Raw genomic sequence first — 25,401 nt, forward strand, 5'->3', positions numbered from 1 at the left:
GATTCGGCGGCTTGCCCAAACGCGTATCGAAGCCCTACGAGGATAGCCCCATGGCGCGGTTCATTTTTATCACCGGCGGCGTGGTCTCCTCGCTCGGCAAAGGTCTCATGGCAGCCTCTCTGGCCGCCCTCCTGCAGGCGCGGGGCTACAAGGTCCGCATCCGCAAGTTCGATCCCTATCTCAACGTCGATCCCGGCACGATGTCGCCCTATCAGCATGGCGAGGTCTACGTCACCGACGACGGCGCCGAGACCGACCTCGATCTCGGCCATTACGAGCGCTACACCGGCGTCGCCGCGCGCCAGGCCGACAACATCACCACCGGCCGCATCTATCGCGACATCATCGCCAAGGAACGCCGCGGCGACTATCTCGGCGCGACCGTCCAGGTCATCCCGCACGTCACCAACGAGATCAAGGATTTCGCGCTGGCCGACACCGGCGACCTCGATTTCCTTATCTGCGAGATCGGCGGCACCGTCGGCGACATCGAGAGCCTGCCGTTCATCGAGGCGATCCGCCAGCTGCGCAACGATCTCGGCACGAACGAGCAGGGCCAAAAGCGCACTGTCTCAATCCACACCACCCTGGTCCCCTATATCGCCGCGGCCGGCGAGCTGAAGACCAAGCCGACCCAGCATTCGGTCCGCGACCTCACCAGCCTCGGCATCCAGCCCGATGTCCTGCTCTGCCGCGTCGACCGGCCCTTGCCGGACGGCGAGCGCGCCAAGATCGCGCAATTCTGCAACGTGCGGAAGGAAGCGGTTATCCCGGCGCTGGACGCCAAGAGCATCTACGCCGTGCCGCTCCAATATCATCGCGAGGGCCTCGACGCCGAAGTGCTGCGCGCCTTCGGCATCATGGACGCGCCGGCGCCCGATCTCGCCCGTTGGGACGACATCATGGACCGCCAGGACAATCCCGAGGGCGAGGTCACGATCGGCGTGGTCGGCAAATATGTCGGCCTACCCGACGCCTACAAGTCGCTGACCGAGGCGCTCGTCCATGGCGGCCTCGCCAACCGGGTGAAGGTCAACATCAAGTGGCTCGACGCCGAGCTGTTCGAGCATCCCGAATCCGATCTCGCGAGCCAATTGGAGCCGATGCACGCCATCTTGGTTCCCGGCGGCTTCGGCGAGCGCGGCAGCGAGGGCAAGATCGCCTCGGTCCGGTTCGCGCGCGAGCGCAAGGTGCCCTTCTTCGGCATCTGCCTCGGCATGCAGATGGCCTGCATCGAGGGCGCCCGCAACACGGCCGGCCTCGCCAGGGCGAGCACCACCGAATTCGGCGAGACCGAGGAGCCCGTCGTCGGCCTCATCACCGAATGGATGGGCAAGGAAGGCCTCGAGAAGCGCGCTCAGGGCGGCGATCTTGGCGGCACGATGCGGCTCGGCGCCTATGAGGCGAAACTCTCGCCCAACAGCCACGTCGCCTCGATCTACGGCACCGGCGCGATCAGCGAGCGCCACCGCCACCGTTACGAGGTCAACGCCCATTATATGCCGGCGCTCGAGGAAGGCGGCCTGATCTTCTCGGGCATGAGCCCCGACGGCGCGCTCCCCGAGATCGTCGAGCGCCCCGACCACCCCTGGTTCGTCGGCGTCCAGTTCCACCCGGAACTGAAGAGCAAGCCGTTCGAGCCGCATCCTCTGTTCGCCAGTTTCATCGAAGCGGCGGTCAAGCAGAGTCGGCTCGTCTAGTCCGCCCGGCGGCAGCGACGCGAGCGCGACGCGATCGCGAGCAGCCGCCGGAGAGGGACGCCGACCGGACGGCGGGGCGGCTGGAAGACCAGCCGAACCCGTCCGACGTCACGGCCGCCCGTGACGTCCAGTCCGCCCCGCACCCCAGTCCGTCATTGCGAGGCGCGTCAGCGCCGCGGCAATCCAGCCTGACCGCGTCGTCCGCTGGATTGCTTCGCTACGCTCGCAATGACGGTGGAGGCGGATGCAACTTTCCGTGGCGGCAATCCAGTCCGTAGAGGCCCGCAAACGTCACTCGATCATCACGCCGACCACCCGCCAGGCGCCGTCCTCGCGATCGAGGGTGACCGTCTCGATCGCCTCGGGCTTGTTGGCGTAGCGCGTACGGAATTTCACCACATCGTAGCCGTGGGGCGGGGCGGGAAGATTCTCGTGGCTGACGAAGGTCCGGGAGATCATCGCGCCCAGCGGCGCGCGCGCCTGCAGCGACACGTCGGTCCAGACCTGGACGGTGTTGGCCTTCTGGAACGACGCGCCGGTCGCGCGATAGCTTTCGTCCCAGCGACCCTGATCGAGGAGGGTCAGCCATTGCCGCGCCGAATCCACCACCTCCGAACGGGCGGGAGCGGGGGCAACCGTCGGGGTCGGCGCCGGGCCGGGAGCGGCCTGGGGCAAGGCGGCGAGCGCGAGAAGGCCAAGGGCAAGGGTCATGAGCAGCACTCCGATGACGATCCAGGAGCGGCGGTTGCGCGGCCCCACGCCGCTGACCGGCGCGCCTTCCTGATCCCTCCGCGGCGCTGCTGCGTCATCCCCGATTTGTGCGTCCCCAAGCGAATAGGGGGTCGGCGAGCCGGGATCGCCGCCTTCGGCCTGCAGCAGCAGGCGTGCCGCCTCGCGACTGCTCGAAACCGCCATCTTGCGCCGGGCGTCGCGCAGCCGTTCGTTGATCGTGTGCACCGAGAGCCCGAAGCTGCGCGCGATCGACTTCGCGTCGTGGCCGCGCACGATCAGGCGAAGCGTCTCCTTCTCCTTCTCGGTCAGCGCCCAGAGAGCGTCGTTCGCCCGCATGCTCATCCCTCCGCCGCTTAAGCCGCGCGCGCAGGCGCAGCTACCCCGAAAAATTCGTAGCTCAGGGCATGGCGGGATGCCGCGCCGGTCTGTTGTTGATCACCAGTTCCGTCCGGATGTTTTGCGTCGACCTAACTGTGCCGACCATCCAGAAGAAACGTCCGTTGGCGCCTCACCGCCGCGAAGACCGCGGCCAGGAGAAGTAGCAGCACACCGCCGCCGAACCAGTAGCGAGCGAATTTGCTGCGATCAGAGTCTTCAGCTTGGAAGTTCGACCACGTCACCTGGAAGGGGACCAGGTCCGGCACCGTGGCGGCATCGCCGATCCGCAGGTCGAGTCGACGCTCGGCATTGGTGGCACTCACCTGGAGGGGCACTCGCTCGGCGATCAGCTCACCATTAGAGCGGATATCGCCGAGCGCGAATGCTACGACGTCCGACTTCATCGGAGGCGTCCCTTGCAGTCCGATACCGCTGCGCCCTTCGTGCCACTCGCCATACCCAACCCCGTACCAGGTGGTGAAGCGCCCTGCTGGATCGGCGATCATCAGCTGAGTTGCGCTGATCTCATAAGTACGACCATTTGAAGTGACAGTGGCCGTCAGATCGATGCTGTCGTGCGGCGGCAGCGGCGTTCGATGGGTGTTGCGATTGGCAACCGTCATTTGCAGGTTGGCAAGCTGAGAGTTGGAGCCGTTCAAGCCAGCAGGAGCGATCGTCGCCGGACCGGTGGACGTGACCGTCACCTGGTTTGCCTCGGGACCCAGATCTTCCGCTTTGGCGGCTCCCAGGATGATTAGCCCCGCGGCTGCCGCCATACCGCCCATGATCGTGGTCCGGGTGAAGGGGGATTCGCGATCGTCGTGCAGCCATCCGGACGCAAACCAGTAACCGATGCCCGCAATGATGGCTGTGAGGGGAAGCATCGCCATGAACTCCTCACGATAGGAGAGCCAATGGACTTCTGCCGGCGGCGAGTCTCCCGCCAGCAGCCGGGCAGGCTCGCTCGGCAGGCCAACGGGTCCAAGGTAATGACTGTATGTGGTCAGCAGGAAGGCAAGGAGGATGCCGCCCGCTATCGCGGACCGCTTGTCGTTCCCGGCGAGCATCCACCAGGCAAGGGCGAACGGCGTTGCGACGGCGATGCGCATCACGAACCAGGTGAGACCCGGAAATTCCTGGAACATGAGAGCCTGGATGAGTCCCGTGACTAGGACGATCGCCGTCGAGACAGCGAGAGCGGCAAGGCCGATCGCGCCCAATGATCGGCCGGAACTCGCCTCCATGGTGTGGCGACGGGCCCACAGCCACATCGCGCCGAGGTAACCCATATAATAAACAGCGAGGTGGACAGGCAGGCCGGTTATCCAGGTGCGTTCGAGATCAAGCCATTCGGGGTGCGACGGCAGGCCGATTGGGGATAAGGACCAGTAATAAGTCGTCAGCAACAGCACGTGCACCGCGGTGATGAGCGCCCCCCTGCCGATGCCGATCCCGAACAGCATGGTTCCTATGCCGAACACCGTCGCCATGAGCAGCGGGTCGGTCACCCAGTAGGTCCAATAGGGGTCGTTTCCCCAGAACATGGCATGGGCAATGGCGGCATCGAGGAATATCGCCAGAGCCGACGCGAGCGCTGTGAACTTCACCACATCTGAAAGGCTATTGGCCTGATAAGGCGAGGCGGTCCGGAATTCACCGACGTCCCGTGTGCGCACTAGCATGGCATGCTCCTCAAGGGTCGCAGCACTTCGAGGCGCCATGGCATCGGCCGAGACGCCGGTGCATGCGCCCGTCTCTCCTAAATGCATCGTATTACGATATGTTCCGCAGTGAAACCAGTGGCGCGCGCTCTGCGCCTGATGTCCATCAGCGGCCGATAGCAGGAAGTGTAGCGCCACTCAGCCTAAGGCTGCGACTGGTAGGTTGAGGGCCGCTTCTGCGCCACCATCGGGAAGGTTTCGCCTCCGTGGTAGGTTACGGTTCCGCACATGAAGTCGCCCTTGGCCGACAGTCTTCCATCGAACAGGACGTCGCCTTCGCGGGACGCGACGACCATATGGACGCTCTTGCCGTTCAGGGTGATCCTGCGCAGGACAACGGGCGCGGTCCTCGCCGGCGCCAGCGATCCGCCATAATCAGCGCCGACGAAGCCAATCGACATGAGGCCGAAGCTGGGCGTTCCGCGCGGCACCATCAGGAAATCCCAAAGGCCGTGAAGGTTCGGGGCCTCGGCGCCCGCCGTCGCGGCTCCCGCGTCGCAGCTCACCGCGATCGGCGTGGCAGGCCGTGCATCCGGTGCTGCAGGGGCAGTGATGGCGGCGGCCAGGGCAAAAGTCCTTAAGCATGTCATCTTCATTTCTCCATCTTGGCCGAGCGTTGGGGCGCGGTCGCGCCGGCGGCGACGACATCCTCCTGTCACCGCCGCATCGACAAGCCGGGATTTCGCCAATAGCTTCCGCTTTTTCGCCAATGTGGAAAGCATGCAGTTCACGCAGCGCCAACGGCCTTTGTGGGGGAGATGGAGGCCGTTGCTGGCCGCGATACCGGTCGGCCTGCTCCTCGGCTTCCTCGGTCCTTTCGGCTCCTACCCGGCCTATCCGACCGGGACCCGCTACGCCTTCTGGCTGGGGCTCACAGCGGCCGGCGCAGTAGCCGTGGTCGCAGCGGATGCCATGCTGCCCGCCACGCGGCTTCGCACGGGCGCGAGCCGGATCGGAGCCCTCGCTTTGGTCTCCGCCTTGCCAATGACCTTCGTCGTGGCCTGGACCATGTCGCTCCTCCAGCCGGGCCGGGTCTTCGCGCCCCAGCAATTGCCGGCCCTGTTCGCGGCGGTCGCGGCCGTTCAGCTGCTAGTCGTCTATGCGACGACCACCGCCTCGCCCAAGGTCGGGGACGGGGAGGCGCCGGGCTTGGCTTCGACTTTCCCGGAATCGGGAAATGAGGCGGTCCCGGCCTTTCCGTCCGCTTTGCTCAACCGGCTGCCGCCGGAAGTCGGCAGCGATATCCTCGCTCTCGAGACGGAGGATCACTATCTTCGCGTACATGCGCTCGGAGGCAGCGCCCTGATCCTGATGCGGATGGCCGATGCGGTCGCCTTGCTCGACCCGCGGCTGGGAGCGCAGGTCCATCGCCGCTGGTGGGTCGCCGAGGCGGCGGTTGAAGGCATGCGGACGGAGGGGCAGAAGCTCTCCCTCTGCCTGATCGACAAAAGCCTGGTGCCGGTCGGCAGGACCTTCTCCGCAGCCGTCAAAGCAAGGCTTGCCCATGCTCGCACCATCGGCGCGTCCGCTTCCGACCGCGGTGATGCACCCTCCGTCGGCAGCGCCTAGAGCACTGAAGGAACGGCTTGAATCGCCACCACCCGTTCGCCCTGAGCCTGTCGAAGGGCTTTCTTCTTGCTCTCTAAGGACAAGGGCTTCGACAAGCTCAGCCCGAACGGTTGCGGGTGCAGCGGATCGACCCATGCTCTAGCTGCGGCTCGCCTCGTCCAAAAAACAACTTTCCTACACGGCCCCATCTGTGATCCATGCTGCCGGATGGACGCGCAACACCGCGAGTCGCTTCCGGGGATCGCTCGCTGGCCCGTGCGCCGCGCTCCGACCCCCGTCGCGCCAACCGCGCGCACGCGCATTGGTGTGAACTTTGTGAACTTAGCCGATCGCCGAGCGCGGATTTCCGCCATTTCCGGGAAACGCCCGTGGCGCGCCTGATCCTGTTCAACAAGCCGTTCGACGTGCTCTCGCAATTCACCGACCGGGGCACGGAGACGCCGCGCGCCACCTTGTCGGACTATATCGACCTGCCCGGCGTCTATCCCGCCGGCCGGCTCGACCGCGACAGCGAGGGGCTGCTCCTGCTCACCGACGACGGAAGGCTACAGGCGCGGATCGCCGATCCGAAGTTCAAGCTCGCCAAGACCTATCTCGTCCAGGTCGAGGGCGATCCCGACGAGTCCGGCCTCGAGCCGCTGCGGCGCGGGGTGCGGCTGAAGGACGGCGTCACCCGCCCGGCCGAGGCCGAGCGCATCGCCGATCCGGCGCTCTGGCCGCGCGATCCGCCGGTGCGCTTCCGCAAGAGCGTGCCCGATGGCTGGCTCAGGCTGACGATCCGCGAAGGCCGCAACCGGCAGGTGCGGCGGATGACGGCGGCGGCCGGCTATCCGACCTTGCGGCTGGTGCGGTGGCGCATCGGCGACTGGACGGTCCAAGGCCTGGAGCCGGGCGCGTGGAGGGAAGTGACGGCCTGACCTCAGTCCTCGGCGTCGAAGCCGAGGCTGCCCTGGTCGACCAGGGCCGCGATCAGGGCCATCGCTTCGTCCGTTCCGATGAGATCGGGGCCGACCGGAATGCTGTCCTCGGCGCTGATCTGCGCGGCCAGCGCGGCGGTGTCGCCGGCGCATTCGAAGCAGCTTCCGTCGACGAACAGGAGGAGCGCATCGTCGGACTGGCGGATGAACGAGAAGCGGCTGGCAGGGTTGCGGGCGAGCGGCTCGCCCCCGGCGAGGCGCTCGCGCAAATCCTCGATGTCAGCCGGCGCTTCCGGCTGCCAGTCCCGGTCGGGATATTTGGGCTCGCTGCTGTAGCGGCCGAACCAGCGGGCGAAGGCGTCGCGGTCGCCCAGCGTTTCGGTGACCATGGCGTGTAGCCTGGCGATCGCATCGGCGGAAATCTCGCCCGGATTGTCCTGGGCCTGCAGGCCGGGGTCGGCGTAGCGGTCGTCTTCCGGCATCTCGGCGACAAGCTGCTCGCTCCAATGGTCGATCAGCTCGCCGCGCGAGGGGGCGCGGAAGCCGATCGAATAGGTCATGCAGTCGCCGACCGCGACGCCGTCATGGGCGATGCCGGGTGGGACGTAGAGGATGTCGCCGGGCTCGAGCACCCATTCGTCGGTGGCCTCGAACTCGGCGAGCAGGCGCAGATCGCCGTGCGGCAGCAGGGGCGTCGCTTCGTCGCAATGCGCGCCAATCCGCCAGCGCCTTTTGCCCAGGCCCTGGATGAGGAAGACGTCATATTGGTCGAAATGCGCGCCGACCCCGCCCTGGTCGGCGGCGTAGCTCACCATCACGTCGTCGATCCGCCAGTTGGGGACGAAGCGGAACGGCGCGAGCAAGGCGGCGACCTCGGGCACATAATGGTCGACCGCCTGGACGAGGAGGGTCCAGTTCTTGCGGCCGAGCTCGCCGAAGCGGTCTTCGGGGAAGGGGCCGTGCTCGAGCGTCAGCCCGCCGCGGCCCTGCGTGATCAGGCGCGATTCGACCTCCTCCTCGCAGGCGAGTCCGGCGAGTTCGTCGGGCTCGATCGGGTTGCGCCAATCCCCCCACGGATTGCGGATCAGCAGCGGCTTCTTCTGCCAATATTCGCGCAGGAAAGTGGCGGCGTCGAAATCAATGTGCATGGGAACTCGCGACCGAGGGAGGGGGGGCGGATACGCCCTCCCTACCGGGTTCGGCGATAACATTCGACAGCGGCGGCAGGATTGTGCACGGCGCCGCGACGGCGCGCCCAGCAGCGGCCGGACTTCAGGAGTGACGCAATATGACCCCCCGCGAGCTGATCGATGTGGCGCAGGTGCCCGGCGGCGAGGAGTTGCGGCTGTTCCGGCGCGGCCGCGATTTCATGATCGTGCTCGGCCGCAACGAATTGATGAGCAGCCGCATGTCGGGCTCCGAAGAGGCGCTGGCAGTGATGACCTGCGAGCGGCTCGGCGGGCGCAAGGCGCCGCATCTGCTGATCGGCGGCTACGGCATGGGCTTCACGTTGCGCGCGGCGCTGGCGGCCTTGGGGCGCGATGCCAAGGTGACGGTCGCCGAGCTGGTGCCCGAGATCGTGCGTTGGGCGCGCGGTCCTATGGCGGAGCTGGCGGCGGGATGCTTGGACGACAAGCGCGTCACCTTGGTCGAGGACGACGTCGCCGCTCTGATCGAGCAAGGGGAGGGCGCCTATGACGCGATCCTGCTCGACGTCGACAACGGTCCCGACGGCCTGTCGCGCGAGGGCAATGATCGGCTCTACTCGGCGGGGGGACTGTCGGCGGCGAAGGCGGCGCTGCGGCCGGGCGGGATTCTCGCCATCTGGTCGGCGGCGCCCGACGCGGCCTTTGCGCGGCGGCTGGCCAAGGCCGGCTTCTTGGTCGAGGAGGTCGGGGTGCGCGCGCGCAGCAACGGCAAGGGGCCGCGGCACGTCATCTGGTTCGCGACCCGGCGCTGACCGGCCCCGGTCTGAGCGAGGCCGGCCGGGCGGGGTTTATTTGGCTGCGAACTGGCCGGCTTCGGCGCCGAAATGCTCCTTGGCGTGGGCGCGCGCGGCGGCCGCACTCTTGAAGCGCTCGTCCTGCATGGTCGCGGTGACGATCGGGTAATTTTGCGAATTGTAGCGCGTCTCGCGGACGGTCAGGCGATATTCGCCGCTCTCGTCCTTGGCGATGAGGAACGGGCGAAGCGGAACTCTGGACATGGAAATCTCCTTGGGTTGCGATGAAAAAGGCGGCCCGTGCGGGCCGCCTTTACGGTTATCCGATGGTTTCGGAGATGATCCGGCGCAGTTCGTCGCCGGACAGGATCGGGGAGCGGCCCTGGTGCGGCCGCGCCTGGGCGCCGCCGAATGCGAGGCCGAGCTTGGGCCGTGCGGCCCTCTCAATGTAAGTCGTCATAGTTTCCTTGGGGCGGCCGACGCCGCCCTTATCCTTAGTTTCAGTCGTGCTAGCGCCGGAAGGCGCGCCGTTGGCCCGGAGCCGGGCCGGCGCCGCGTTCGCGATAGACGATGCGGCCCTTCGACAAATCGTAGGGCGTCATCTCGACATGGACGCGGTCGCCGACCACGGAGCGGATGCGGAAACGCCGCATCTTGCCGGCCGTGTAGGCGATGATGCGATGCTCGTTGTCGAGCATCACGCCGAAGCGTCCGTCGGGGTAAATCTCGTCGATCTCGCCCTCGATGGTGAGCAATTCTTCCTTCGCCAAGGCTCAGGCCGCCTGGAGGCTGACGGCGGTCTTGCGACCATTCGCATCGGCGTCCAGCTCGTAACTGACCCTTTGGTCCTTGTTCAGGCCGGGAAGCCCTGCGGCTTCGACGGCGGTGACATGGACGAAGGCGTCGGGGCCGCCGGCATCATCGGAGATGAAGCCGTAGCCCCGGTCGTAATTGAAGAATTTGACGGTGCCGATGGCCATAGCCCAGCCCCTTTCGCGAATGAATGTCCACGCGCAACTCGCGCAGCGGAGCCAGCAGCGTGAAAGGGAAGGTGTGCTCCTTCGGGAGCCGACAAATTCCGTCGCAGGCGACGTTAGCACGGCTGATATAGGGCCGCATCGTTAATAAAACAATCGCCACGGCGGAAATAGGCGGGCCGCCGCAGGTCGCAGTCCCGATCGGTCCCCAAAAAAAGAGGCCAGCCCCGAGGGGCCGGCCTTAGAAGTTTTGGAGAGGATGCCTGAAAGGCCCGATCTTTGTGCGCTGCAGCAAGTGCCTTCGCAAATGCAAACAAAGATATTGCGGATGCGTAATATGCAATGGGAGGGCGGATGCGAAAGCGGCGGACTCGCGGTTGCATTTTTGTGCAGAAACCGCGCCGCGCAGGCGCCTCAAAAGACAAGTGCCCGGACCTTTCGATCCGGGCACCCGTATGGCGGTTTCCCGCCTACCCCCTTGAGATTGCTTGGGCCCGCACGCTTCACTCACCTCGCAGAGCAAGCGGGGCCTAAGCTTCCCCGAACCCAGGCCTAGGCCGATCGTTCGTGGGCTGGACGCTAGGGAAGAGCCGGTCGCTTGTCATCGGGTATTTACGGTAGGCGGGGCTATTTGGCGGCGCCTGTGTCGGCCGTGCAACAGCGGGCGATCTGCACACAGAAGGCAAGGCCGGCGCGCGCCCATAGGCCGGTTGCCTTGGCCCCGGCGCGCCCCTAGAGGCGGAGGGCACATTCATTCCATTGCCGGATCAGCCTCGCCCTATGCGCCTTTCCCGCTATTTCCTGCCCGTCACGAAGGAAACGCCGTCCGACGCCCAGATCGTCAGCCACAAGCTGATGCTGCGCGCCGGCCTGATCCGCCAGACCGCGGCCGGAATCTACGCCTGGCTGCCGCTCGGGCTGCGCGTGCTCGACAAGATCGCCGACATCGTCCGCGAGGAGCAGGACCGGGCCGGTGCTATCGAATTGCTGATGCCGACCATCCAGTCGGCCGATCTGTGGCGCCAGTCCGGCCGCTACGACGCCTACGGCCCGGAGATGCTGCGCATCAAGGATCGCCACGACCGCGAGATGCTGTTCGGTCCGACCAATGAAGAGATGATCACTCTGCTCTTCAAGGACAGCGCCAAGAGCTATCGCGACCTGCCGCGCACGCTCTACCACATCCAGTGGAAGTTCCGCGACGAGACCCGCCCCCGCTTCGGCGTGATGCGCGGCCGCGAGTTCCTGATGAAGGACGCCTATAGCTTCGATCTCGACGAAGCCGGCGCGCGGGCGAGCTATGACGCGATGTTCGTCGCCTATCTGCGTACCTTCGCCCGGCTCGGCCTGCAGGCCGTGCCCGTCCGCGCGCCCACCGGTCCGATCGGCGGCGAACTCAGCCACGAATTCCACATCCTCGCGGATACCGGCGAGAGCGCGCTCTTCTACGACGCCGCGATCGAGCACGTTTCGCGCGAGGAGCTGCTTGCGGCCGACACCTCGACGATCGCTAAGCTCACCAGCCTCTACGCGATGGAAGAGGAAGAGCATGCCAAGGTCGCCGACTGCCCGGTCCCGGCCGATCGCCTGCGCACCCGCCGCGGCATCGAGGTCGGCCACATCTTCTCGTTCGGCACCAAGTACAGCGCGTCGATGGGCCTCTCGGTCCAAACCAAGGACGGCGGCCAGGTCCATCCGCAAATGGGCAGCTACGGCATCGGCGTCTCCCGCCTGATTGGCGCGATCATCGAGGCGAGCCACGACGACAACGGCATCATCTGGCCGGAAAGCGTCGCTCCGTTCCGCGTGGGGCTGGTCAACATGCGCGCCGACGACGACGCCTGCACCGAGGCCGCGGACCGGATCTACGGGCAGCTGCGCGAAGCCGGCGTCGAGACGCTCTATGACGACCGCGACGAACGCGGCGGCGCCAAATTTGCGACGATGGACGTGATCGGCCTGCCCTGGCAGCTGATCGTCGGCCCGAAGGGGCTCGAGAAGGGCGTCGTCGAACTGAAGAGCCGCGCCACCGGCGAGCGCGAGGAACTCTCGCTCGAGAGCGCGCTGGCGAGGCTCTCCGCCGCATGATCCTCAACCGCTACGAGCGCATGATCGCCCGGCGCTATCTGCTGCCGGGCAAGGGCGAGGGCTTCATCTTCCTGGTCGCCTCGATCAGCCTCGTCGCGGTCATGCTCGGCGTCGCTGCGCTGATCATCGTGATGAGCGTGATGAACGGCTTCCGCGCCGAATTGTTCGACAAGGTCGTCGGCCTCAACGGCCACGCCGTCGTCCAGGGCTATGGCGGCCGGCTCCCCGACTGGCGCGAGATCGTCGAGGAGGCCAAGCGCACGCCGGGCGTAACCCAGGCCGTGCCGCTGATCGAGCAGCCCTTGATGGCGAGCTATGAGGGCCGCGTCGAAGGCGTCCTCGTCCGCGGCATGCAGCACAAGGACATCGTCGAAAATCCCGTGCTCCAGGGCAAGGTCCTGTCGGGCTCGCTGGCGGCCCTTCGCCCGGGCTCCGACAATGTCGCGATCGGCGCCCGCTTGGCGGAGTCGCTCGGCGCCACCGTCGGCGGCCAGATCAGCCTGATCAGCCCGCAGGGCCGGACGACGCCGTTCGGCACGGTGCCGCGCATCGTCTCCTACAATGTCGCAGCGATCTTCGAGGTCGGGGTCTACGATTACGACAAGGTCTTCGTGATGATGCCGATCGAGGACGCACAGACATTGCTGATGCTGGGCGACGCGGTCGGCATGGTCGAGGTCGAGACGGTCGATGCCGACAAGGTCGGCGAGATTCTCGCGCCGCTTGCGGCCAAGGTCGCCGGCCGCGCGGTGGTCGCCGACTGGCGCAGCATGAACTCGGCGATCTTCGAGGCGCTCTCGGTGGAGCGCGTCGCGATGTTCGTGATCCTGTCGCTGATCATCCTCGTCGCGGTGTTCAACATCCTGTCGTCGCTGATCATGCTTGTCCGCGCCAAGACGCGCGACATCGCCATCCTGCGCACGATGGGCGCCTCGCGCGGCAGCCTGCTGCGCATCTTCATGACGGTCGGCACGACGATCGGCGGGCTCGGCACGATCGCTGGCCTCCTGCTCGGCGCGGTCGCGCTCTATTTCCGCCAGCCGGTGGTCAATTTCGTCCAGATCATCACCGGCCAGAATTTGTGGGATCCGTCGATCCGCTTCCTCACCGAACTGCCGTCCAAGACCGATCCGTTCGAAGTGCTGGCGGTGACGATCATGGCGCTGGGGTTCAGCTTCCTCGCCACGCTCTACCCGGCCTACAAGGCGGCGAGCACCGATCCCGTGCAGGTGCTCCGCTATGAGTGACATTCTCCAGGTCCGCGACCTTCGCCGCGCCTTCCAGCAGGGCGGCGAGACCATCCACGTTTTGCGCGGCGTCGATCTCGACGTCGCCAATGGCGAGATCGTCGCCTTGCTCGGCCCGTCAGGCTCGGGCAAATCGACCATGCTGCAGGCGGTCGGGCTGCTCGAGGGCGGATTCGAAGGCTCGATCCGCATCAACGGCGAGGAGGCCGCCCGGCTCGACAATGACGGCCGCACGCGCCTGCGCCGCGACGCATTGGGCTTCGTCTACCAGTTCCATCACCTGCTGCCCGATTTCAACGCGGCGGAGAACGTCATCCTGCCGCAGCTGATCCACGGCGCTGAGACCGACGCGGCCCGCGCCCGCGCCGATTCGCTGCTCGCCTCGCTCGGCCTCGGCCATCGCCTCAGCCACCGCCCCAGCCAGCTTTCAGGAGGCGAGCAGCAACGCGTCGCCGTCGCCCGCGCGCTCGCCAACCGTCCGGCTTTGGTGCTGGCCGACGAGCCCACCGGCAATCTCGACGAAGCGACCGCCGACGTGGTGCTCGCCGAATTCCTGCGGCTGGTGCGCGGCGAGGGCAGTGCGGCTCTGGTGGCAACGCATAACGAACGACTCGCCGCAAAAATGGACCGTGTCGTGCGTTTGCATGAAGGCGTGCTGGAGTAGCCGCGTTCAGGCTGCGCACAGGCGCCGGGCGAGAAGAGCTATGACCATGGCAACAAAGACTTTCCGGACCACGGCCGCGCTCGCGGCGTTTCTCTCGCTCGCGGCCTGCGGCTGGCTGGGCGCGGGCTCCGACGAGAACAAGACGGAGGCCGACCTGACGCCGGCCGAGCGCAAGGAGCGCATTCGCGACGCCTGTGCCACCGGCACGACCTATGCGCGCTTGAAGGACCAGTTGTTCGCCGAGGCCGCGAAGGTCCGCAAGGACAGCACCCGCAACCTCGAGACGCTGGCGGCGAACTCGGTCATCCGGATGGAAGAGCCTTTGCTCAAGAGCCGCGACGAGACGCTCAACGTCACCGTCTGCACCGGCCGCCTCATCCTCGAACTCCCGCCCGGCGCCGAAAATGCCTTCGACGGCGAGCGCAGGCTCGTCGCCGAGATCGAATATGCCGCCCAGGCCGCCGCCGACGGCAGCGGGCTCGTCTACCAGATGACCGGCGCCGAGCCGATCATCTACCGGCTCGCCACGTTCGACATGGGGCGCACGCGCCTCGCGCCCGCCGCGCCGCCGGCCGGGGATGGGATCGTGAACCAGTCCGGGGACCCGTTCCCCCCGGCCCCGGTCGGCCCGCCGCCGCCGCCGCAGCCGCGCCCGGCCCCCGAGCCGGTCACCCGCCCGCAGCCTGCGCCAGTCGAGGATCCGCTGCCCCCGCGCAGCGCCGCCCGCCCTAGCTTCAACTGCGCCTCGGCCCGCACCCGCAGCGAGCGCATGGTCTGCTCGAGCGAAGCACTCGCGGCGCGCGACCGGTCGATGGCCTCGGTCTACAATCGGGCGATGGAGGATGCCGATCCGGAGACAAGGACGATCCTGCGGCGCACGCGCGACCGTTTCCTGGCCTATCGCGAGCGTTGCGGCAGCGAGGCCTGCATCGCCGACGCCTATCAGGGGCGGACTGAGGAAATCAGGGACATCATGGCCGACAGCCGGTGAGCCCGCGCGCAGCCTGAATAACTGTGGACAACTGGCCGGCTTTCCTTTGCTTGGGCGCAATTAGTCCCCATAACGGCGGGATGGCGTCCCCCTATGTCCCGCTCCGCATCTTCTCCTGCTACACGATGCTGGACGGCGCGATCGAGCCCAAGGCGATCGCCAAGCAGGCCAGAAAGCTGGAGTTTCCGGCGGCGGCGCTGACCGACCGCAACGGCCTCTACGCCGCCATGGCCTTCACCGACGCCTGCAAGGGCGAAGGCGTGCAGCCGGTGATCGGGACGATGCTGGGCGTCGCCCGGCCGGGCACTCCGGACAACAAGCCGCCGATCCTCGACTGGCTCGCCCTCTACGCCCAGGACGAGACCGGCTACGACAATCTTTGTGCGCTTGTGTCCGCGGCGCATCTCGATCGACCCGTGGAGCAGGACGCGCACGTTGCTTTCTCGGCGCTGGAAGGCCGCACCCAGGGTCTGATCGCGCTCACCGCGGGCGGGGAGGGGGCGCTCGCCCGCTTGCTCGCCGAGGAACAGGCCGACGCCGCCTCGGTCTACCTCGACAAGCTGGAACGCCTGTTTCCGGGCCGGCTCTATATCGAATTGTGCCGTCGCGGCATGGAGACCGAGCAGAAGGCCGAGGAAGCGCTGATCGACCTCGCTTATGCGCGCGACCTGCCGCTGGTGGCGACCAACCCGGCCTGCTTCACCGACGCCGACTTCCACAAGGCGCACGACGCGATGCTGTGCATCGCCCAGTCGAGCCAGGTCGATCGCGACGACCGCGTCAAGTCGTCGCCCGAGGCGTGGATCAAGCCCGCGGCCGAGATGCGCCGCCTGTTCGAGGATGTGCCCGAGGCGATCGACAATACGTCGGTGGTCGCCCGGCGCTGCGGCATCGGCGCGCCCAAGCGCAAGCCGATCCTGCCCAGCCTCGCCGGCGACCTCGAGGGTGAGGCCGACCAGCTCCGCCGCGACGCCCATGCCGGCATGGAGGCGCGCCTCGCCGGCTACAACGATCTCTCCGACGAGATGCGCAAGGTCTATTTCGACCGCCTCGACTTCGAGATCGACGTCATCGTCCGCATGGGCTTCCCGGGCTACTTCCTGATCGTCGCCGACTTCATCAAATGGGCCAAGGACCACGACATCCCTGTCGGTCCCGGCCGCGGATCGGGTGCCGGTTCGGCCGTCGCCTGGGCTTTGACGATCACCGATCTCGATCCGATCAGGCTCAACCTGCTGTTCGAGCGCTTCCTCAACCCGGAACGCGTGTCGATGCCCGACTTCGACATCGACTTCTGCGAAACGCGGCGCGGCGAGGTCATTCGCTACGTCCAGCAGAAATATGGCGCGACCCAGGTCGCGCAGATCATCACCTTCGGTAAATTGAAGGCTCGCGCCGTGCTGAAGGATACGGGCCGCGTGCTGCAGATGAGCTACGGCCATGTCGACCGGCTGGCGAAGCTCATCCCCAACCACCCGACCGATCCCTGGACGCTCGACCGCGCCTTGAACGGCGTCTCCGAGCTTGCCGCCGAATATAAGGACGACATCCAGGTCCGGCGCCTGTTCGATCTGGCGATGAAGCTGGAAGGCCTCCCGCGCCACAGCTCGACCCACGCCGCCGGCGTCGTCATCGGCGACCGCCGCCTCGACAAGCTCGTCCCGCTCTACCGCGATCCGCGCTCCGACATGCCGGTCACCCAGTTCGACATGAAATATGTCGAAGGCGCGGGCCTGGTGAAATTCGACTTCCTGGGTTTGAAGACGCTGTCGGTGCTGCAGAAGGGCGTGCAGATGCTCGCCAAGCGCGGCATCGAGGTCGATCTGACGGCGCTCGCCTGGGACGACCCCAAGGTCTACGAACTGCTCCAGCGCGGCGAGACGGTCGGCGTGTTCCAGCTCGAATCCGAAGGCATGCGGCGGACGCTGGCGGCAGTGAAGCCGACCGGCTTCGAGGACATCATCGCGCTCGTCTCGCTCTACCGTCCGGGGCCGATGGACAACATTCCGATGTTCGGGGCGCGCAAGAACGGCCGCGAGCCGATCGAATATCCGCATCCGATGCTCGAGGCGGTGCTGAAGGAAACCTACGGCATCTTCGTCTACCAGGAGCAAGTGATGCAGGCTGCGCAGGTGCTCGCCGGCTACAGCCTTGGTGAGGCCGATCTTCTCCGCCGCGCGATGGGCAAGAAGATCCAGGCCGAGATGGACGCGCAGCGCGAACGCTTCGTCTCCGGCTGCGCGGCGCACGCCATCTCGAAGGAGAAGGCGAACGAGCTGTTCGACTTGATCGACAAGTTCGCGGGCTACGGCTTCAACAAGAGCCACGCCGCCGCTTACGCCCTGGTCGCCTACCAGACGGCCTGGATGAAGGCGCATTATCCGGTCGAATTCTACGCCGCCTCGATGTGCTACGACATGCACCAGACCGACAAGCTCGCCATCTTCATCGAGGATATGCGGCGCATGGACGTCGGCTGCCTGCCGCCCTGCATCAATGCCAGCGAGGCCGAATTCTCGGTCGAGGACGTCGAGGGCGGCCGCGCCGTCCGCTACGCGCTCGGCGCGCTGAAGGGCGTCGGCGAGAAGGCGATGGAGCAACTGGTCGAGGAGCGCCGCACCAACGGCCCGTTCAAGTCGCTCGACGATTTCGCCGACCGCGTCGATCCGCGCCTGCTCAACCGCCGCCAGATCGAGAGCATGGCCGCCGGCGGCGCGTTCGATGCCGTCTGGCCGAGCCGCGCCTCGGTGGTTGCCGCTGCCGAGACCATTCTCGCCCATGCCGCCAGCGCCGCCGAGGCACGCACCAGCGGGCAGGGCGGCCTGTTCGGGGGCGAGGTCGAGGTCGCGCCGATCCGCATCCCCGACATGCCGGCCTGGACGATGATCGAGGCGATGGCCCAGGAGAAAGAGAGCTTCGGCTTCTATTTCTCGGCCCACCCGATCGATCGCTTCAAGCATCTCGCCAGCGCCAACGGCGCCCGCACCTTCGGCGAGCTCGCCGCGATGCCCGCGCCTTCGGACGGCGGCCGCTCCAACGCCGTCATGGCCGGCCTGGTCGAGGAAGCGCGCTACCGCACCTCCGCCCGCGGCCGCCGCTATCTGATGGCGACCTTGTCGGACGCGTCCGGCCAGTTCATCGCCACCTGCTTCGAGGATTCGGTCGCGGCCCAACTCGAGGATGCGGCCAAAGCCGGTGACTGCCTGTTGCTCAACGTCGAGCTCGACCGCCGGCCGGGCGAGGAGGCGCCGCGCGTCACCGTCAAGAGCGTGCGCTCGTTCGATACGCTGTCGAAGACCGTTCGCCTGCAGATGGAAGTGCAGGCCGCAGGGCCCGAGGCGCTGCAGCGGCTCGCCAACGCATTGGCCGCAGAGAAAGGCGGCAACGGCATCTTGTGCCTGCGCGCGCCCCACGGGCAGGGCGAGGCCGACCTCGTGCTCGGCCGCGACTACCGGCTCGACGCGGAGCTGGCCGCCCGGGTCGAACGGATCGAGGGCATCGTCTCGGTGCGCCTGTCCGCCGCCGAATCCGCGAGGCTTGCCCTCGTCTCCTAGTGGGATAAGCTGCCTCTCTACAGAGGAGAGGGTGCATGCTCGGTGGAATGCAGGATTGGCCGCTCCGGATCATGCGGCTCTTGGATCATGCCGAGCGCGAGCATGGCACGCGCGAGATCGTTTCGCGCTACGCCTCGGGCGAGACCGTCCGCTCCGACTGGGCGGGCATAGCCCGCGACGCCCGCCGCCTCGCCAACGCGCTCGAGCGGCTCGGGCTGAAGCGCGGCGACCGCATCGCCACGCTCGCCATGAACCATGGCCGCCACCTTGCCGCCTGGTACGGGGCGATCGGCATGGGCGGCGTCCTTCACACCATCAACCCGCGCCTGTTCGACGACCAGCTCGTCTACATCGCCAACCATGCCGAGGACCGGATCCTCTTCTACGACGCCGCCTTCGCCGCGACCGTCGAGCGGCTGAAGCCCCAGTTCCGCGCGATCGAACATTATGTCTGCTTCGACCCGGCCGAGGGCGACGGCTTCGAAAATCTGATCGCCGCCGAGAGCGACCGCTACCAATGGGTCGAGGGCGACGAGCGCGAACCGGCGATGCTCTGCTACACCAGCGGCACCACCGGCAACCCGAAGGGCGTGCTCTACGAGCATCGCTCGACCGTGCTCCACGCGCTCGTCGAAGTAATGCCGGACGTGTTCAACCTGTCGAACCGCGCGGTCGCGCTGCCGATCGTCCCGATGTTCCACGCCGCCGCCTGGGGGCTCCCGTTCGCCGCGCCGATCGCGGGCGCAAAGCTCGTATTCTCAGCCGATTACACGCCGCAGGTGATGTGCGATCTCATGAATGCGGAGGGCGTGACCCACACCGCCGGCGTGCCGACCGTCTGGCTTGCGCTTATCAACCACGTCGAATTGACCGGCGCGGATCTTGGGCCCTTGCGGCTGGTGACGATCGGCGGGTCGGCGGCGCCGCGGGCGATGATCGAGTGGTTTCTGCGCCGCGGGATCGAGGTCGGCCACGCCTGGGGAATGACCGAAATGTCGCCGATCGGCACGTTCGGCGGGCGACCGGCGCATTGGGGCGACATGAGCGAAGGCGAGCAGCTCGACCTGCTCTGCCGGCAGGGCCGACCGCCTTTCGGCGTCGAGCTTCGGATCGTCGACGACGAAGGCGTGGTCCTGCCGCGCGACGGCAAGGCGTCGGGTCGGCTGCAGGCGCGCGGTCCCTGGATCGTCTCCTCCTATTTCAAGGGCGAAGAGCCGGCGATCGACGCCGACAACTGGTTCGACACCGGCGACGTCGCGATCCTCCACCCCGACGGCGTCATGCAGATCACCGACCGGTCCAAGGACGTGATCAAGTCGGGCGGGGAATGGATCAGCTCGATCGAGCTCGAAAATGCCGCGGTCGGCTGCCCGGGCGTCGCCGAGGCGGCTGCGGTCGGCGTCTACCACCCCAAATGGGACGAGCGCCCGCTGCTGCTGGTCGTACGCCGGGAAGGGGCGGACGTCACGCCCCAGGCGATCCTCGCCCACCTTGCCGATCATGTCGCCAAATGGTGGCTGCCCGACGAAATCCTCTTCGTCGATTCGCTGCCGCACACCGCGACCGGCAAGCTCCTCAAGACCGCCCTGCGCGAGCAATATAAGGACTACAAGCTGGCGACGGCGGCTTAACAGTTGCGAGACTTGCTCCGTCTTAAGGTTGAAAGAGACGGGAGGAGGCGGGTGAGGAGACTCTGGATCGTTCCTGCTGGGGTTAGCCTCGCGGCCTTGGGCCATGTTGCGTGGTTCGCCGCAACGTCGCTCTACGAGCGCAAGGAAGACGCGCAAACGCTTGCTAGAGAGCGCGCTGCACTCACAGCACATCACCGGAAATGCGTGTCCGCAATGTCGGTGCGGAACGCCGAGCTGGAGGCCGACCGCGCCGTTGCTGCAGCGGACTACCGCCCGCTGATTGTATATATCGGCGATGATGTTGGACGGTATGAAGCTGTCGGCATGCCTGGATATCGCGCATCAAATGCGCATGCTTCGGGTCTGAAGCTGGTTCGTGAGCCGGAGCCTTGTTCGCAGGCGAGTGCTTACAGCCTGGCGGGGCCGCACCCAGCAATTCTCGCATTCGCTGAGCGGTATAATCGTCGCTTGCTTGCGATCGCGCCCGAAGAGTCAGCCCGCTTCTGCTAAGGTGAGCAGCGCGCCCTTCACTCAGAACAGCCGCAATTGCGGACCCTGCGGCGGCTCGAACAGATCGGTGCGCAGCGTCAGTTTCTCTCGATTGAGCCCATATTTGCGCGCGGCGATCGTGAAGCGGGTCTTGAGCAGCTCCGCCCACGGCCCCGAGCCGCGCATGCGCGTGAACCAATCGGGGTCGTTGTCGCGCTCGCCGCGCAGCGACTGGATGATCGCCATCACCTTGCCGGCCCGGTCCGGGAAATGCTCGTCGAGCCACGCGCGGAACAATGGCGCCACCTCGTGGGGCAGGCGCACGGGAATGTAGAAGGCGCCGCGCGCGCCGGCCTCCGCCGCCGCTTCCAGAATATGCTCGATCTCGTGATCGGTGACCGCCGGCACGACCGGCGCGATGGCGACATAGGTGGGAATGCCGGCCTCGCTTAGCGTCTTCACCGCGGCGAGCCGCTTGCGCGGGGCCGGCGCCCGCGGCTCGAGCGTGCGTGCGATCTCACGCGTCAGCGAGGTGATCGACAGCGCCACCCCCACCAGATTGTCGGCCGCCATGGGCGCCAAGAGGTCGATGTCGCGCACCACCCGGTCGGATTTGGTCGTGATCATGAGCGGATGCTTCGTCTCGGCCAGCACCTCGACGATCTGGCGCATGATCCGCCACTTGCCCTCGATCGGCTGATAGGGATCGGTGTTGGTCCCGATCGCCATCGACCGCACTTGATAACCCGGTTTGGCGAGCTCGGCGCGGAGCAGGGCGGCGGCGTCCGGCTTGGCGAACAATTTCGATTCGAAGTCGAGCCCCGGCGACAGATCGTGAAAGGCGTGGGTCGGCCGCGCGAAGCAATAGATGCAGCTGTCGTTTATGCGCAGTCACATTGTTCATAGAGAAGCTCAAGCGACTGAGTTTGAACCCTATCTGCCCAGTTAAAGCAGAAGCTGTTGTTCATGAACGTCCGGGCTGGCGTAGGTGGGAGACGGCTGCGCGCGGCTACCCAAATGCCCCATACGTTTAGATGGGCGGTGCCGGCGACGCGCGCACGACCGCTAGTTGCACCATGCCCCGGCGAGTTCGCCGCAACCTTAGACTCGCTCTGCAGGGGGGTAGTTCGTTACCTGAGGACGTCGATGAGCATCCTCAAGGCCATTGAACAGCTCGCCGGAGAGCAACACGATGAGGGCTTCAAGGACGCCGACGTTGCAGTCGGCCACGCTCGCGGGCTTTGGGTTGGGGATGGTTTGCAAGGCCCCCTTCTTTCCTCCCATTCCCACGCGCGATTTCGTTCCGTTACGTTGACGCGCTCAGGTTCGCGCCGCACTAAGCGCTCCACGGACTCGTACTTTTGCAGTAGGATCGGCATTGGGTGAGAGATCAGCTTACTTCACGGTGTTTCTAATAAAGGATGGCGAGGCCGCTATTTATCGGTTCGAGGCTATCGATCTTTTCGAAGCGCGTCGTTTTGTCGACACCTCGCCCATCTTCAAAGGGTACGAGATCGTACGGGTTCACTGCCTTGGAGCTGTAAAGCCAAATCTGTTGGATGAATTTGACTTGCTTTTTAGGCCAAGTAAACGACGGTCCCGTTACCCACCGGATGGTGCCGTCTAGCTGCGAGGTCAGACGGTGTCTGCGGTAGCGACCTCGAGCAAGGGCGCTAGAAGCCGACGTTGGCCGGCTTCTGCATCAGCCGCCGACAAGGGTGGAGCCGGCTAAGGGCCAGAGCCTGTGGTAGCGGGGCTGCTATGCGCCATTTGCGGTCGTTCAGACGTTGGCCGGCGGTGCCGAAAAGCGGACGTTCGTTCAGCTAGGCGGTCATGTCCGCAAACGACCCAAGCCGGTCGTAGAAGGTCGTTCGCCCGATGCCCGAAAGCAGCCGTTCGTTCATGCCGAGCGCGAATGGCTGCAAACGACCCATTGTAGACATTCCACACGTTTGATGAATGTCCCTAACGAGGGCGTTGCGTGATTATAGCCACCCATGGACCAGAGCCTTTTTCAAAGCCGCCGCCCACATATTCTGTGACATTTGCGATCTGCCACGGAGCGGATTGTCGATAGAAGTTCAACAACTCCTCATGCGACGGGTAATTGTAATATCGGCCGACGCTATCGCGGCCTTCGCTCCTCCCGGTTTTGTAACTCGCAAAGTGCAGTCCCAAGGGCTTCAACGCTGCAAAAATACGACAGAGAATTCCGGAAAGGCCTTGGCGCGGCACGTGGATGAGGCTGGCACTTGCCCACACCGCGTCATACTCTTCCACGGCGTCAAGCTCGTCAAAGCGCATCACTTTGACCGGGCGGTTCATGCGCCTTTCTGCCATGGCTGCGATGGCAGGAGACGCTTCAATGGCATCTACTACGAATCCTTGAGCGAGCATTGCGGAGGCGTCTATTCCCCCGCCACATCCAAGATCGAGGATGCGAGAGGAAGGCGCGAGTAGGGCAAGAAAAGACTCAAGGTGACGGCTCTGACCGCCAGCTCCGCTTGCGGAGTAGGTCGGTGCAAACTTCTCATAATAGGCCAATGTATCAGGATCGAATGTATCGCCATCGTCTCGTTGCGGAGAATTGTGCATACTGGCCGACGGTAGCAAGCGCCACGTCCGCTTTCCACCCATCGCAGACATTGGCGACTTCCCGTTGCACAATTACACCGAGTCAGGGGAGCCTTCATCGGCAAACGCCTATGGATGTCCGATCGTCTGCTGAAGGAAGTTGTGGAGGCGCTCATAATAGGCCTGATCGCGCAGGTCACCCATCGCCGCATGGCCACGGCCAGGCACGAGCCAAAGCATTTTGCGGCCCGGCGCAGCCGCAAAGAGTGCCCGTGTTTCCTCTGGAGGCGTGTATCGGTCGTCTTCGCCGCCCATCACGAAAACAGGCCCATGGAAACGCTGCAACGCTTCGAGCGGTGAGAGCTTGTCCGGCATCACTCCGAACCGAGGCTTGGATTGAAAGCTTAACAGAGGCTCCAGCAGATACGCTGGAACCGTGGTGAGACGCTCGGCGATCCGGTTGCGGATAGCTCGTCTGATATCGGGATAGACCGCTTGCAGCACCAAGGCGTCGGCGGGGATCGGTCCTCGAGGCCCGAGAAGTGCAGCAGCGCCGCCGAGAGAGTGTCCGATGATGCCTACCCGCGCGCCTGCCTGTCGCTTCTTCAGCCAATCGAAAGCAGCCTGTGCGTCCAATGCTTCATGAAGCCCGAAGCTGCGTGTCGCCATCTCCGACTGTCCGTGCCCCCTGAAGTCGATGGTGAGCACCGCGTAGCCTAGTGAGGCGAGGCGAGCCGCTCCCGCTGCAGTGGAGATGCGAGACGACTTCACCCCGTGCAGCAGCAGGACGGATGGAGAATGTGGCTGCCGCCCTGGCCAATATGTTCCTGCCAACTTTAGCCCATCGAGGCTGCGGATCTCGATATCCTGGGCAGGAGATGCTGCCGCAGGGACCACGCTAGGTTCACCTTGGACCATTGCAGATCCGGCGATCCAGCTAAGTGCCAATCCGCCAGGAACGAGCGCTGCCGCGCAGAGAATGAGAGCCTTGCGCAGCGAGAGCATGACCAAAGACTATCAAGCAAGCTGCGCCCGCTCAACGTCCGCTATGGGTGGTTAGCGGACCGGCGGCTTTCGGGCGCCGGCGCCGCAAAAGCGGCCATTTAGCCAGACATGGGTCTAACGACTGCAAACGACCCATTGCGGACATTTGCTCACGGTGTGATTTGGGCAAGGATGCAGCTTTGGGATGAGAGACTTGGACCGGCGTAAATTGATGGGTTCCGTCGCGTTCGGCCTGCTCCTGTTGCTCGGGTGGGCTAGCCGCTATGCGCCGGGGCTTTCCCAAGACGATTGGGGGACATGGTGGAAATTGGCTTATGTCGTCGCCGTGTGCGCTGCGCTCTTTGCGGCCTTCTACGACCGGCAAAATCTTCCGGCGAAGACATGGAACTTCAATCCAAAGCGCGGCCTTCTCTATTTCTTTCTCGGATGGATCATCTTCCCTGTGATGATCGGCATCGAGGCCATATCCGGAACCGACTTCACCTTGAGCCGAATGGTGCTGGGAACCCTAGCTCTATCAGTTCTCGTGGGTATTGTTGGAACATTCACCGAGAACGTCGGGGTTTGAGCTACCGAATGGCTGCGTTCGATCAGATAGAGGAGGTTCGCCCTTCCCCGCAGTTCGGTAATACCGGCCCCGAGGGCTGGGGCTTCACTCTTTGGGGTGGTGCGTGTGCCGAAGACGTTCACCGCAACCTGCTTGAAGGCTTAGCTAAGACTTACCCGACGTCCAGCCTCACTCTCCCACCTTGGTATGATGGTGAAGACTTGGTGGAAGGCTCCCTGACGTGGCAAGGCGTGCCGATCTGGGTGTGGTTCGAGACGGTCTTAAATCACACTTACCTATGGTCTGCGGATCAGGCAGCCGTGGTAAGCCTCAGGGAAGCCCTGCTTCCGATCGCCCGGTCCATGGGATCGCGCTGAACTTCCGCAATGGGTGGAAAGCGGACATTGCGGAAATTAAGCCTGTTACGGTAGGTCGATCCATTCGCGCTTACCCAGGTTCCAGGATCTTCCGATGCACCCTGCCCCAAAAACGCCAATGGAGGCGCTGGCGATATTCAGAAGCGCAGAGTCGGAAGAATGGGAGCGCGACTATGCCGCCGGCATGATCACCTCACTCGACGAAGCGCTACCTGACCTCGTGGCCGTCGCGTGCGATCCCACGGCCAGCGCAGGCTTGCAGCAAAGGGTGGCAGAGGCTCTCTCCTTTGCGTGGCGA

At 65.4% G+C, this 25,401-nt stretch carries 23 protein-coding genes and 1 pseudogene; 13 read left to right on the forward strand and 11 right to left on the reverse strand.

Annotation, left to right across the window (positions count from 1 at the left end):
- Positions 1–50: 50 nt before the first annotated feature.
- The gene (locus tag SH591_RS00400) at positions 51–1,700 is read left to right on the forward strand and encodes a CTP synthase (protein WP_324750047.1); all 1,650 of its coding nucleotides are present in this window, start codon (positions 51–53) and stop codon (positions 1,698–1,700) included.
- A 291-nt stretch (positions 1,701–1,991) separates the two neighbouring features.
- On the opposite strand, the gene SH591_RS00405 is transcribed toward SH591_RS00400, so the two are convergent.
- The 3 genes from SH591_RS00405 to SH591_RS00415 all read right to left on the reverse strand — a co-directional run bounded on the left by SH591_RS00405 (position 1,992) and on the right by SH591_RS00415 (position 5,127).
- A complete protein-coding gene (locus tag SH591_RS00405; protein WP_324750048.1) occupies positions 1,992–2,774 on the reverse strand; it encodes a helix-turn-helix domain-containing protein in 783 nt (260 codons plus the stop codon).
- 125 nt (positions 2,775–2,899) lie between these two features.
- Complete coding sequence (locus SH591_RS00410; protein ID WP_324750049.1) at positions 2,900–4,492, reverse strand: hypothetical protein; 1,593 nt, start codon at positions 4,490–4,492, stop codon at positions 2,900–2,902.
- A gap of 182 nt (positions 4,493–4,674) precedes the next feature.
- Positions 4,675–5,127: a hypothetical protein gene (locus tag SH591_RS00415; protein ID WP_324750050.1), complete on the reverse strand. Its 453-nt coding sequence runs from the start codon at positions 5,125–5,127 to the stop codon at positions 4,675–4,677.
- Between the two features lie 172 nt (positions 5,128–5,299).
- Between SH591_RS00415 and SH591_RS00420 the strand changes: the two genes are divergently transcribed.
- Together SH591_RS00420 and SH591_RS00425 are read left to right on the forward strand one after the other, a co-directional pair.
- Positions 5,300–6,100 carry a LytTR family DNA-binding domain-containing protein gene (locus tag SH591_RS00420; protein WP_324750051.1) on the forward strand — a complete coding sequence of 267 codons (801 nt, stop codon included), beginning with the start codon at positions 5,300–5,302 and terminating at the stop codon, positions 6,098–6,100.
- A gap of 368 nt (positions 6,101–6,468) precedes the next feature.
- Complete coding sequence (locus tag SH591_RS00425) at positions 6,469–7,017, forward strand: pseudouridine synthase (RefSeq protein ID WP_324750052.1); 549 nt, start codon at positions 6,469–6,471, stop codon at positions 7,015–7,017.
- Positions 7,018–7,019: 2 nt separating this feature from the next.
- On the opposite strand, the gene SH591_RS00430 is transcribed toward SH591_RS00425, so the two are convergent.
- The gene (locus SH591_RS00430; protein WP_324750053.1) at positions 7,020–8,165 is read right to left on the reverse strand and encodes a cupin domain-containing protein; all 1,146 of its coding nucleotides are present in this window, start codon (positions 8,163–8,165) and stop codon (positions 7,020–7,022) included.
- A gap of 140 nt (positions 8,166–8,305) precedes the next feature.
- Between SH591_RS00430 and SH591_RS00435 the strand changes: the two genes are divergently transcribed.
- Positions 8,306–8,977, forward strand: a complete 672-nt coding sequence (locus SH591_RS00435) for a spermidine synthase (protein WP_324750054.1) — start codon at positions 8,306–8,308, stop codon at positions 8,975–8,977.
- Positions 8,978–9,013: 36 nt separating this feature from the next.
- Here SH591_RS00435 and SH591_RS00440 read toward each other — a convergent pair whose 3' ends face one another.
- The 4 genes from SH591_RS00440 to SH591_RS00455 are packed head-to-tail and all read right to left on the reverse strand — an operon-like array spanning position 9,014 to position 9,939.
- Positions 9,014–9,223: a hypothetical protein gene (locus SH591_RS00440; RefSeq protein WP_322830321.1), complete on the reverse strand. Its 210-nt coding sequence runs from the start codon at positions 9,221–9,223 to the stop codon at positions 9,014–9,016.
- Positions 9,224–9,278: 55 nt separating this feature from the next.
- Positions 9,279–9,419 (reverse strand): hypothetical protein, encoded by a 141-nt coding sequence (locus tag SH591_RS00445; RefSeq protein WP_322830322.1) that lies wholly within the window; start codon positions 9,417–9,419, stop codon positions 9,279–9,281.
- Positions 9,420–9,468: 49 nt separating this feature from the next.
- Positions 9,469–9,729, reverse strand: coding sequence for a translation initiation factor IF-1 (gene infA, locus SH591_RS00450; RefSeq protein WP_322830323.1), 261 nt, complete (start codon positions 9,727–9,729; stop codon positions 9,469–9,471).
- Positions 9,730–9,732: 3 nt separating this feature from the next.
- Complete coding sequence (locus SH591_RS00455) at positions 9,733–9,939, reverse strand: cold-shock protein (RefSeq protein WP_322830324.1); 207 nt, start codon at positions 9,937–9,939, stop codon at positions 9,733–9,735.
- A gap of 777 nt (positions 9,940–10,716) precedes the next feature.
- Between SH591_RS00455 and proS the strand changes: the two genes are divergently transcribed.
- From proS to SH591_RS00490, 7 genes are all read left to right on the forward strand, one after another.
- Positions 10,717–12,024: a proline--tRNA ligase gene (gene proS / locus SH591_RS00460; RefSeq protein WP_324750055.1), complete on the forward strand. Its 1,308-nt coding sequence runs from the start codon at positions 10,717–10,719 to the stop codon at positions 12,022–12,024.
- Positions 12,021–13,271 (forward strand): lipoprotein-releasing ABC transporter permease subunit, encoded by a 1,251-nt coding sequence (locus SH591_RS00465; RefSeq protein ID WP_322830326.1) that lies wholly within the window; start codon positions 12,021–12,023, stop codon positions 13,269–13,271. The genes proS and SH591_RS00465 overlap by 4 nt, the downstream gene beginning before the upstream one ends.
- On the forward strand, positions 13,264–13,935 hold the full coding sequence (locus SH591_RS00470; protein WP_322830327.1) for an ABC transporter ATP-binding protein: 672 nt from the start codon (positions 13,264–13,266) through the stop codon (positions 13,933–13,935). Before SH591_RS00465 ends, SH591_RS00470 begins: the two co-directional genes overlap by 8 nt.
- 46 nt (positions 13,936–13,981) lie before the next feature.
- The gene (locus SH591_RS00475; RefSeq protein ID WP_324750056.1) at positions 13,982–14,926 is read left to right on the forward strand and encodes a lysozyme inhibitor LprI family protein; all 945 of its coding nucleotides are present in this window, start codon (positions 13,982–13,984) and stop codon (positions 14,924–14,926) included.
- Positions 14,927–15,006: 80 nt separating this feature from the next.
- Entirely contained in the window at positions 15,007–18,480 is a 3,474-nt protein-coding gene (gene dnaE, locus SH591_RS00480; RefSeq protein WP_324750057.1) for a DNA polymerase III subunit alpha, read from the forward strand.
- A gap of 35 nt (positions 18,481–18,515) precedes the next feature.
- Complete coding sequence (locus SH591_RS00485) at positions 18,516–20,111, forward strand: long-chain fatty acid--CoA ligase (protein WP_324750058.1); 1,596 nt, start codon at positions 18,516–18,518, stop codon at positions 20,109–20,111.
- Between the two features lie 51 nt (positions 20,112–20,162).
- Complete coding sequence (locus tag SH591_RS00490; protein WP_324750059.1) at positions 20,163–20,621, forward strand: hypothetical protein; 459 nt, start codon at positions 20,163–20,165, stop codon at positions 20,619–20,621.
- 21 nt (positions 20,622–20,642) lie between these two features.
- On the opposite strand, the pseudogene SH591_RS00495 reads toward SH591_RS00490, so the two are convergent.
- From SH591_RS00495 to SH591_RS00505, 3 genes and pseudogenes are all read right to left on the reverse strand, one after another.
- Positions 20,643–21,473: pseudogene (locus SH591_RS00495) on the reverse strand (PA0069 family radical SAM protein); the annotation flags it as partial.
- A gap of 1,092 nt (positions 21,474–22,565) precedes the next feature.
- Entirely contained in the window at positions 22,566–23,195 is a 630-nt protein-coding gene (locus tag SH591_RS00500; protein ID WP_324750060.1) for a class I SAM-dependent methyltransferase, read from the reverse strand.
- A 108-nt stretch (positions 23,196–23,303) separates the two neighbouring features.
- Positions 23,304–24,179, reverse strand: coding sequence for an alpha/beta hydrolase (locus tag SH591_RS00505; RefSeq protein ID WP_324750061.1), 876 nt, complete (start codon positions 24,177–24,179; stop codon positions 23,304–23,306).
- A gap of 193 nt (positions 24,180–24,372) precedes the next feature.
- Between SH591_RS00505 and SH591_RS00510 the strand changes: the two genes are divergently transcribed.
- Entirely contained in the window at positions 24,373–24,747 is a 375-nt protein-coding gene (locus tag SH591_RS00510) for a hypothetical protein (protein WP_324750062.1), read from the forward strand.
- An 8-nt stretch (positions 24,748–24,755) separates the two neighbouring features.
- The gene (locus SH591_RS00515; protein WP_324750063.1) at positions 24,756–25,103 is read left to right on the forward strand and encodes a hypothetical protein; all 348 of its coding nucleotides are present in this window, start codon (positions 24,756–24,758) and stop codon (positions 25,101–25,103) included.
- The last annotated feature ends 298 nt before the right edge of the window (positions 25,104–25,401 follow it).

It is taken from the genome of Sphingomonas sp. LY54 (assembly GCF_035594035.1).
Taxonomy (GTDB): domain Bacteria; phylum Pseudomonadota; class Alphaproteobacteria; order Sphingomonadales; family Sphingomonadaceae; genus Allosphingosinicella.

Coding starts and splice junctions, on each gene's coding strand:
- SH591_RS00400 (WP_324750047.1), top strand. CDS start 51: ATGGCGCGGTTCATTTTTATCACCGGCGGCGTGGTCTCCTCGCTCGGC.
- SH591_RS00405 (WP_324750048.1), bottom strand. CDS start 2,774: ATGAGCATGCGGGCGAACGACGCTCTCTGGGCGCTGACCGAGAAGGAG.
- SH591_RS00410 (WP_324750049.1), bottom strand. CDS start 4,492: ATGCTAGTGCGCACACGGGACGTCGGTGAATTCCGGACCGCCTCGCCT.
- SH591_RS00415 (WP_324750050.1), bottom strand. CDS start 5,127: ATGAAGATGACATGCTTAAGGACTTTTGCCCTGGCCGCCGCCATCACT.
- SH591_RS00430 (WP_324750053.1), bottom strand. CDS start 8,165: ATGCACATTGATTTCGACGCCGCCACTTTCCTGCGCGAATATTGGCAG.
- SH591_RS00435 (WP_324750054.1), top strand. CDS start 8,306: ATGACCCCCCGCGAGCTGATCGATGTGGCGCAGGTGCCCGGCGGCGAG.
- SH591_RS00440 (WP_322830321.1), bottom strand. CDS start 9,223: ATGTCCAGAGTTCCGCTTCGCCCGTTCCTCATCGCCAAGGACGAGAGC.
- SH591_RS00445 (WP_322830322.1), bottom strand. CDS start 9,419: ATGACGACTTACATTGAGAGGGCCGCACGGCCCAAGCTCGGCCTCGCA.
- SH591_RS00455 (WP_322830324.1), bottom strand. CDS start 9,939: ATGGCCATCGGCACCGTCAAATTCTTCAATTACGACCGGGGCTACGGC.
- proS (WP_324750055.1), top strand. CDS start 10,717: ATGCGCCTTTCCCGCTATTTCCTGCCCGTCACGAAGGAAACGCCGTCC.
- SH591_RS00465 (WP_322830326.1), top strand. CDS start 12,021: ATGATCCTCAACCGCTACGAGCGCATGATCGCCCGGCGCTATCTGCTG.
- SH591_RS00470 (WP_322830327.1), top strand. CDS start 13,264: ATGAGTGACATTCTCCAGGTCCGCGACCTTCGCCGCGCCTTCCAGCAG.
- SH591_RS00475 (WP_324750056.1), top strand. CDS start 13,982: ATGGCAACAAAGACTTTCCGGACCACGGCCGCGCTCGCGGCGTTTCTC.
- dnaE (WP_324750057.1), top strand. CDS start 15,007: ATGGCGTCCCCCTATGTCCCGCTCCGCATCTTCTCCTGCTACACGATG.
- SH591_RS00485 (WP_324750058.1), top strand. CDS start 18,516: ATGCTCGGTGGAATGCAGGATTGGCCGCTCCGGATCATGCGGCTCTTG.
- SH591_RS00500 (WP_324750060.1), bottom strand. CDS start 23,195: ATGCACAATTCTCCGCAACGAGACGATGGCGATACATTCGATCCTGAT.
- SH591_RS00505 (WP_324750061.1), bottom strand. CDS start 24,179: ATGCTCTCGCTGCGCAAGGCTCTCATTCTCTGCGCGGCAGCGCTCGTT.
- SH591_RS00515 (WP_324750063.1), top strand. CDS start 24,756: ATGGCTGCGTTCGATCAGATAGAGGAGGTTCGCCCTTCCCCGCAGTTC.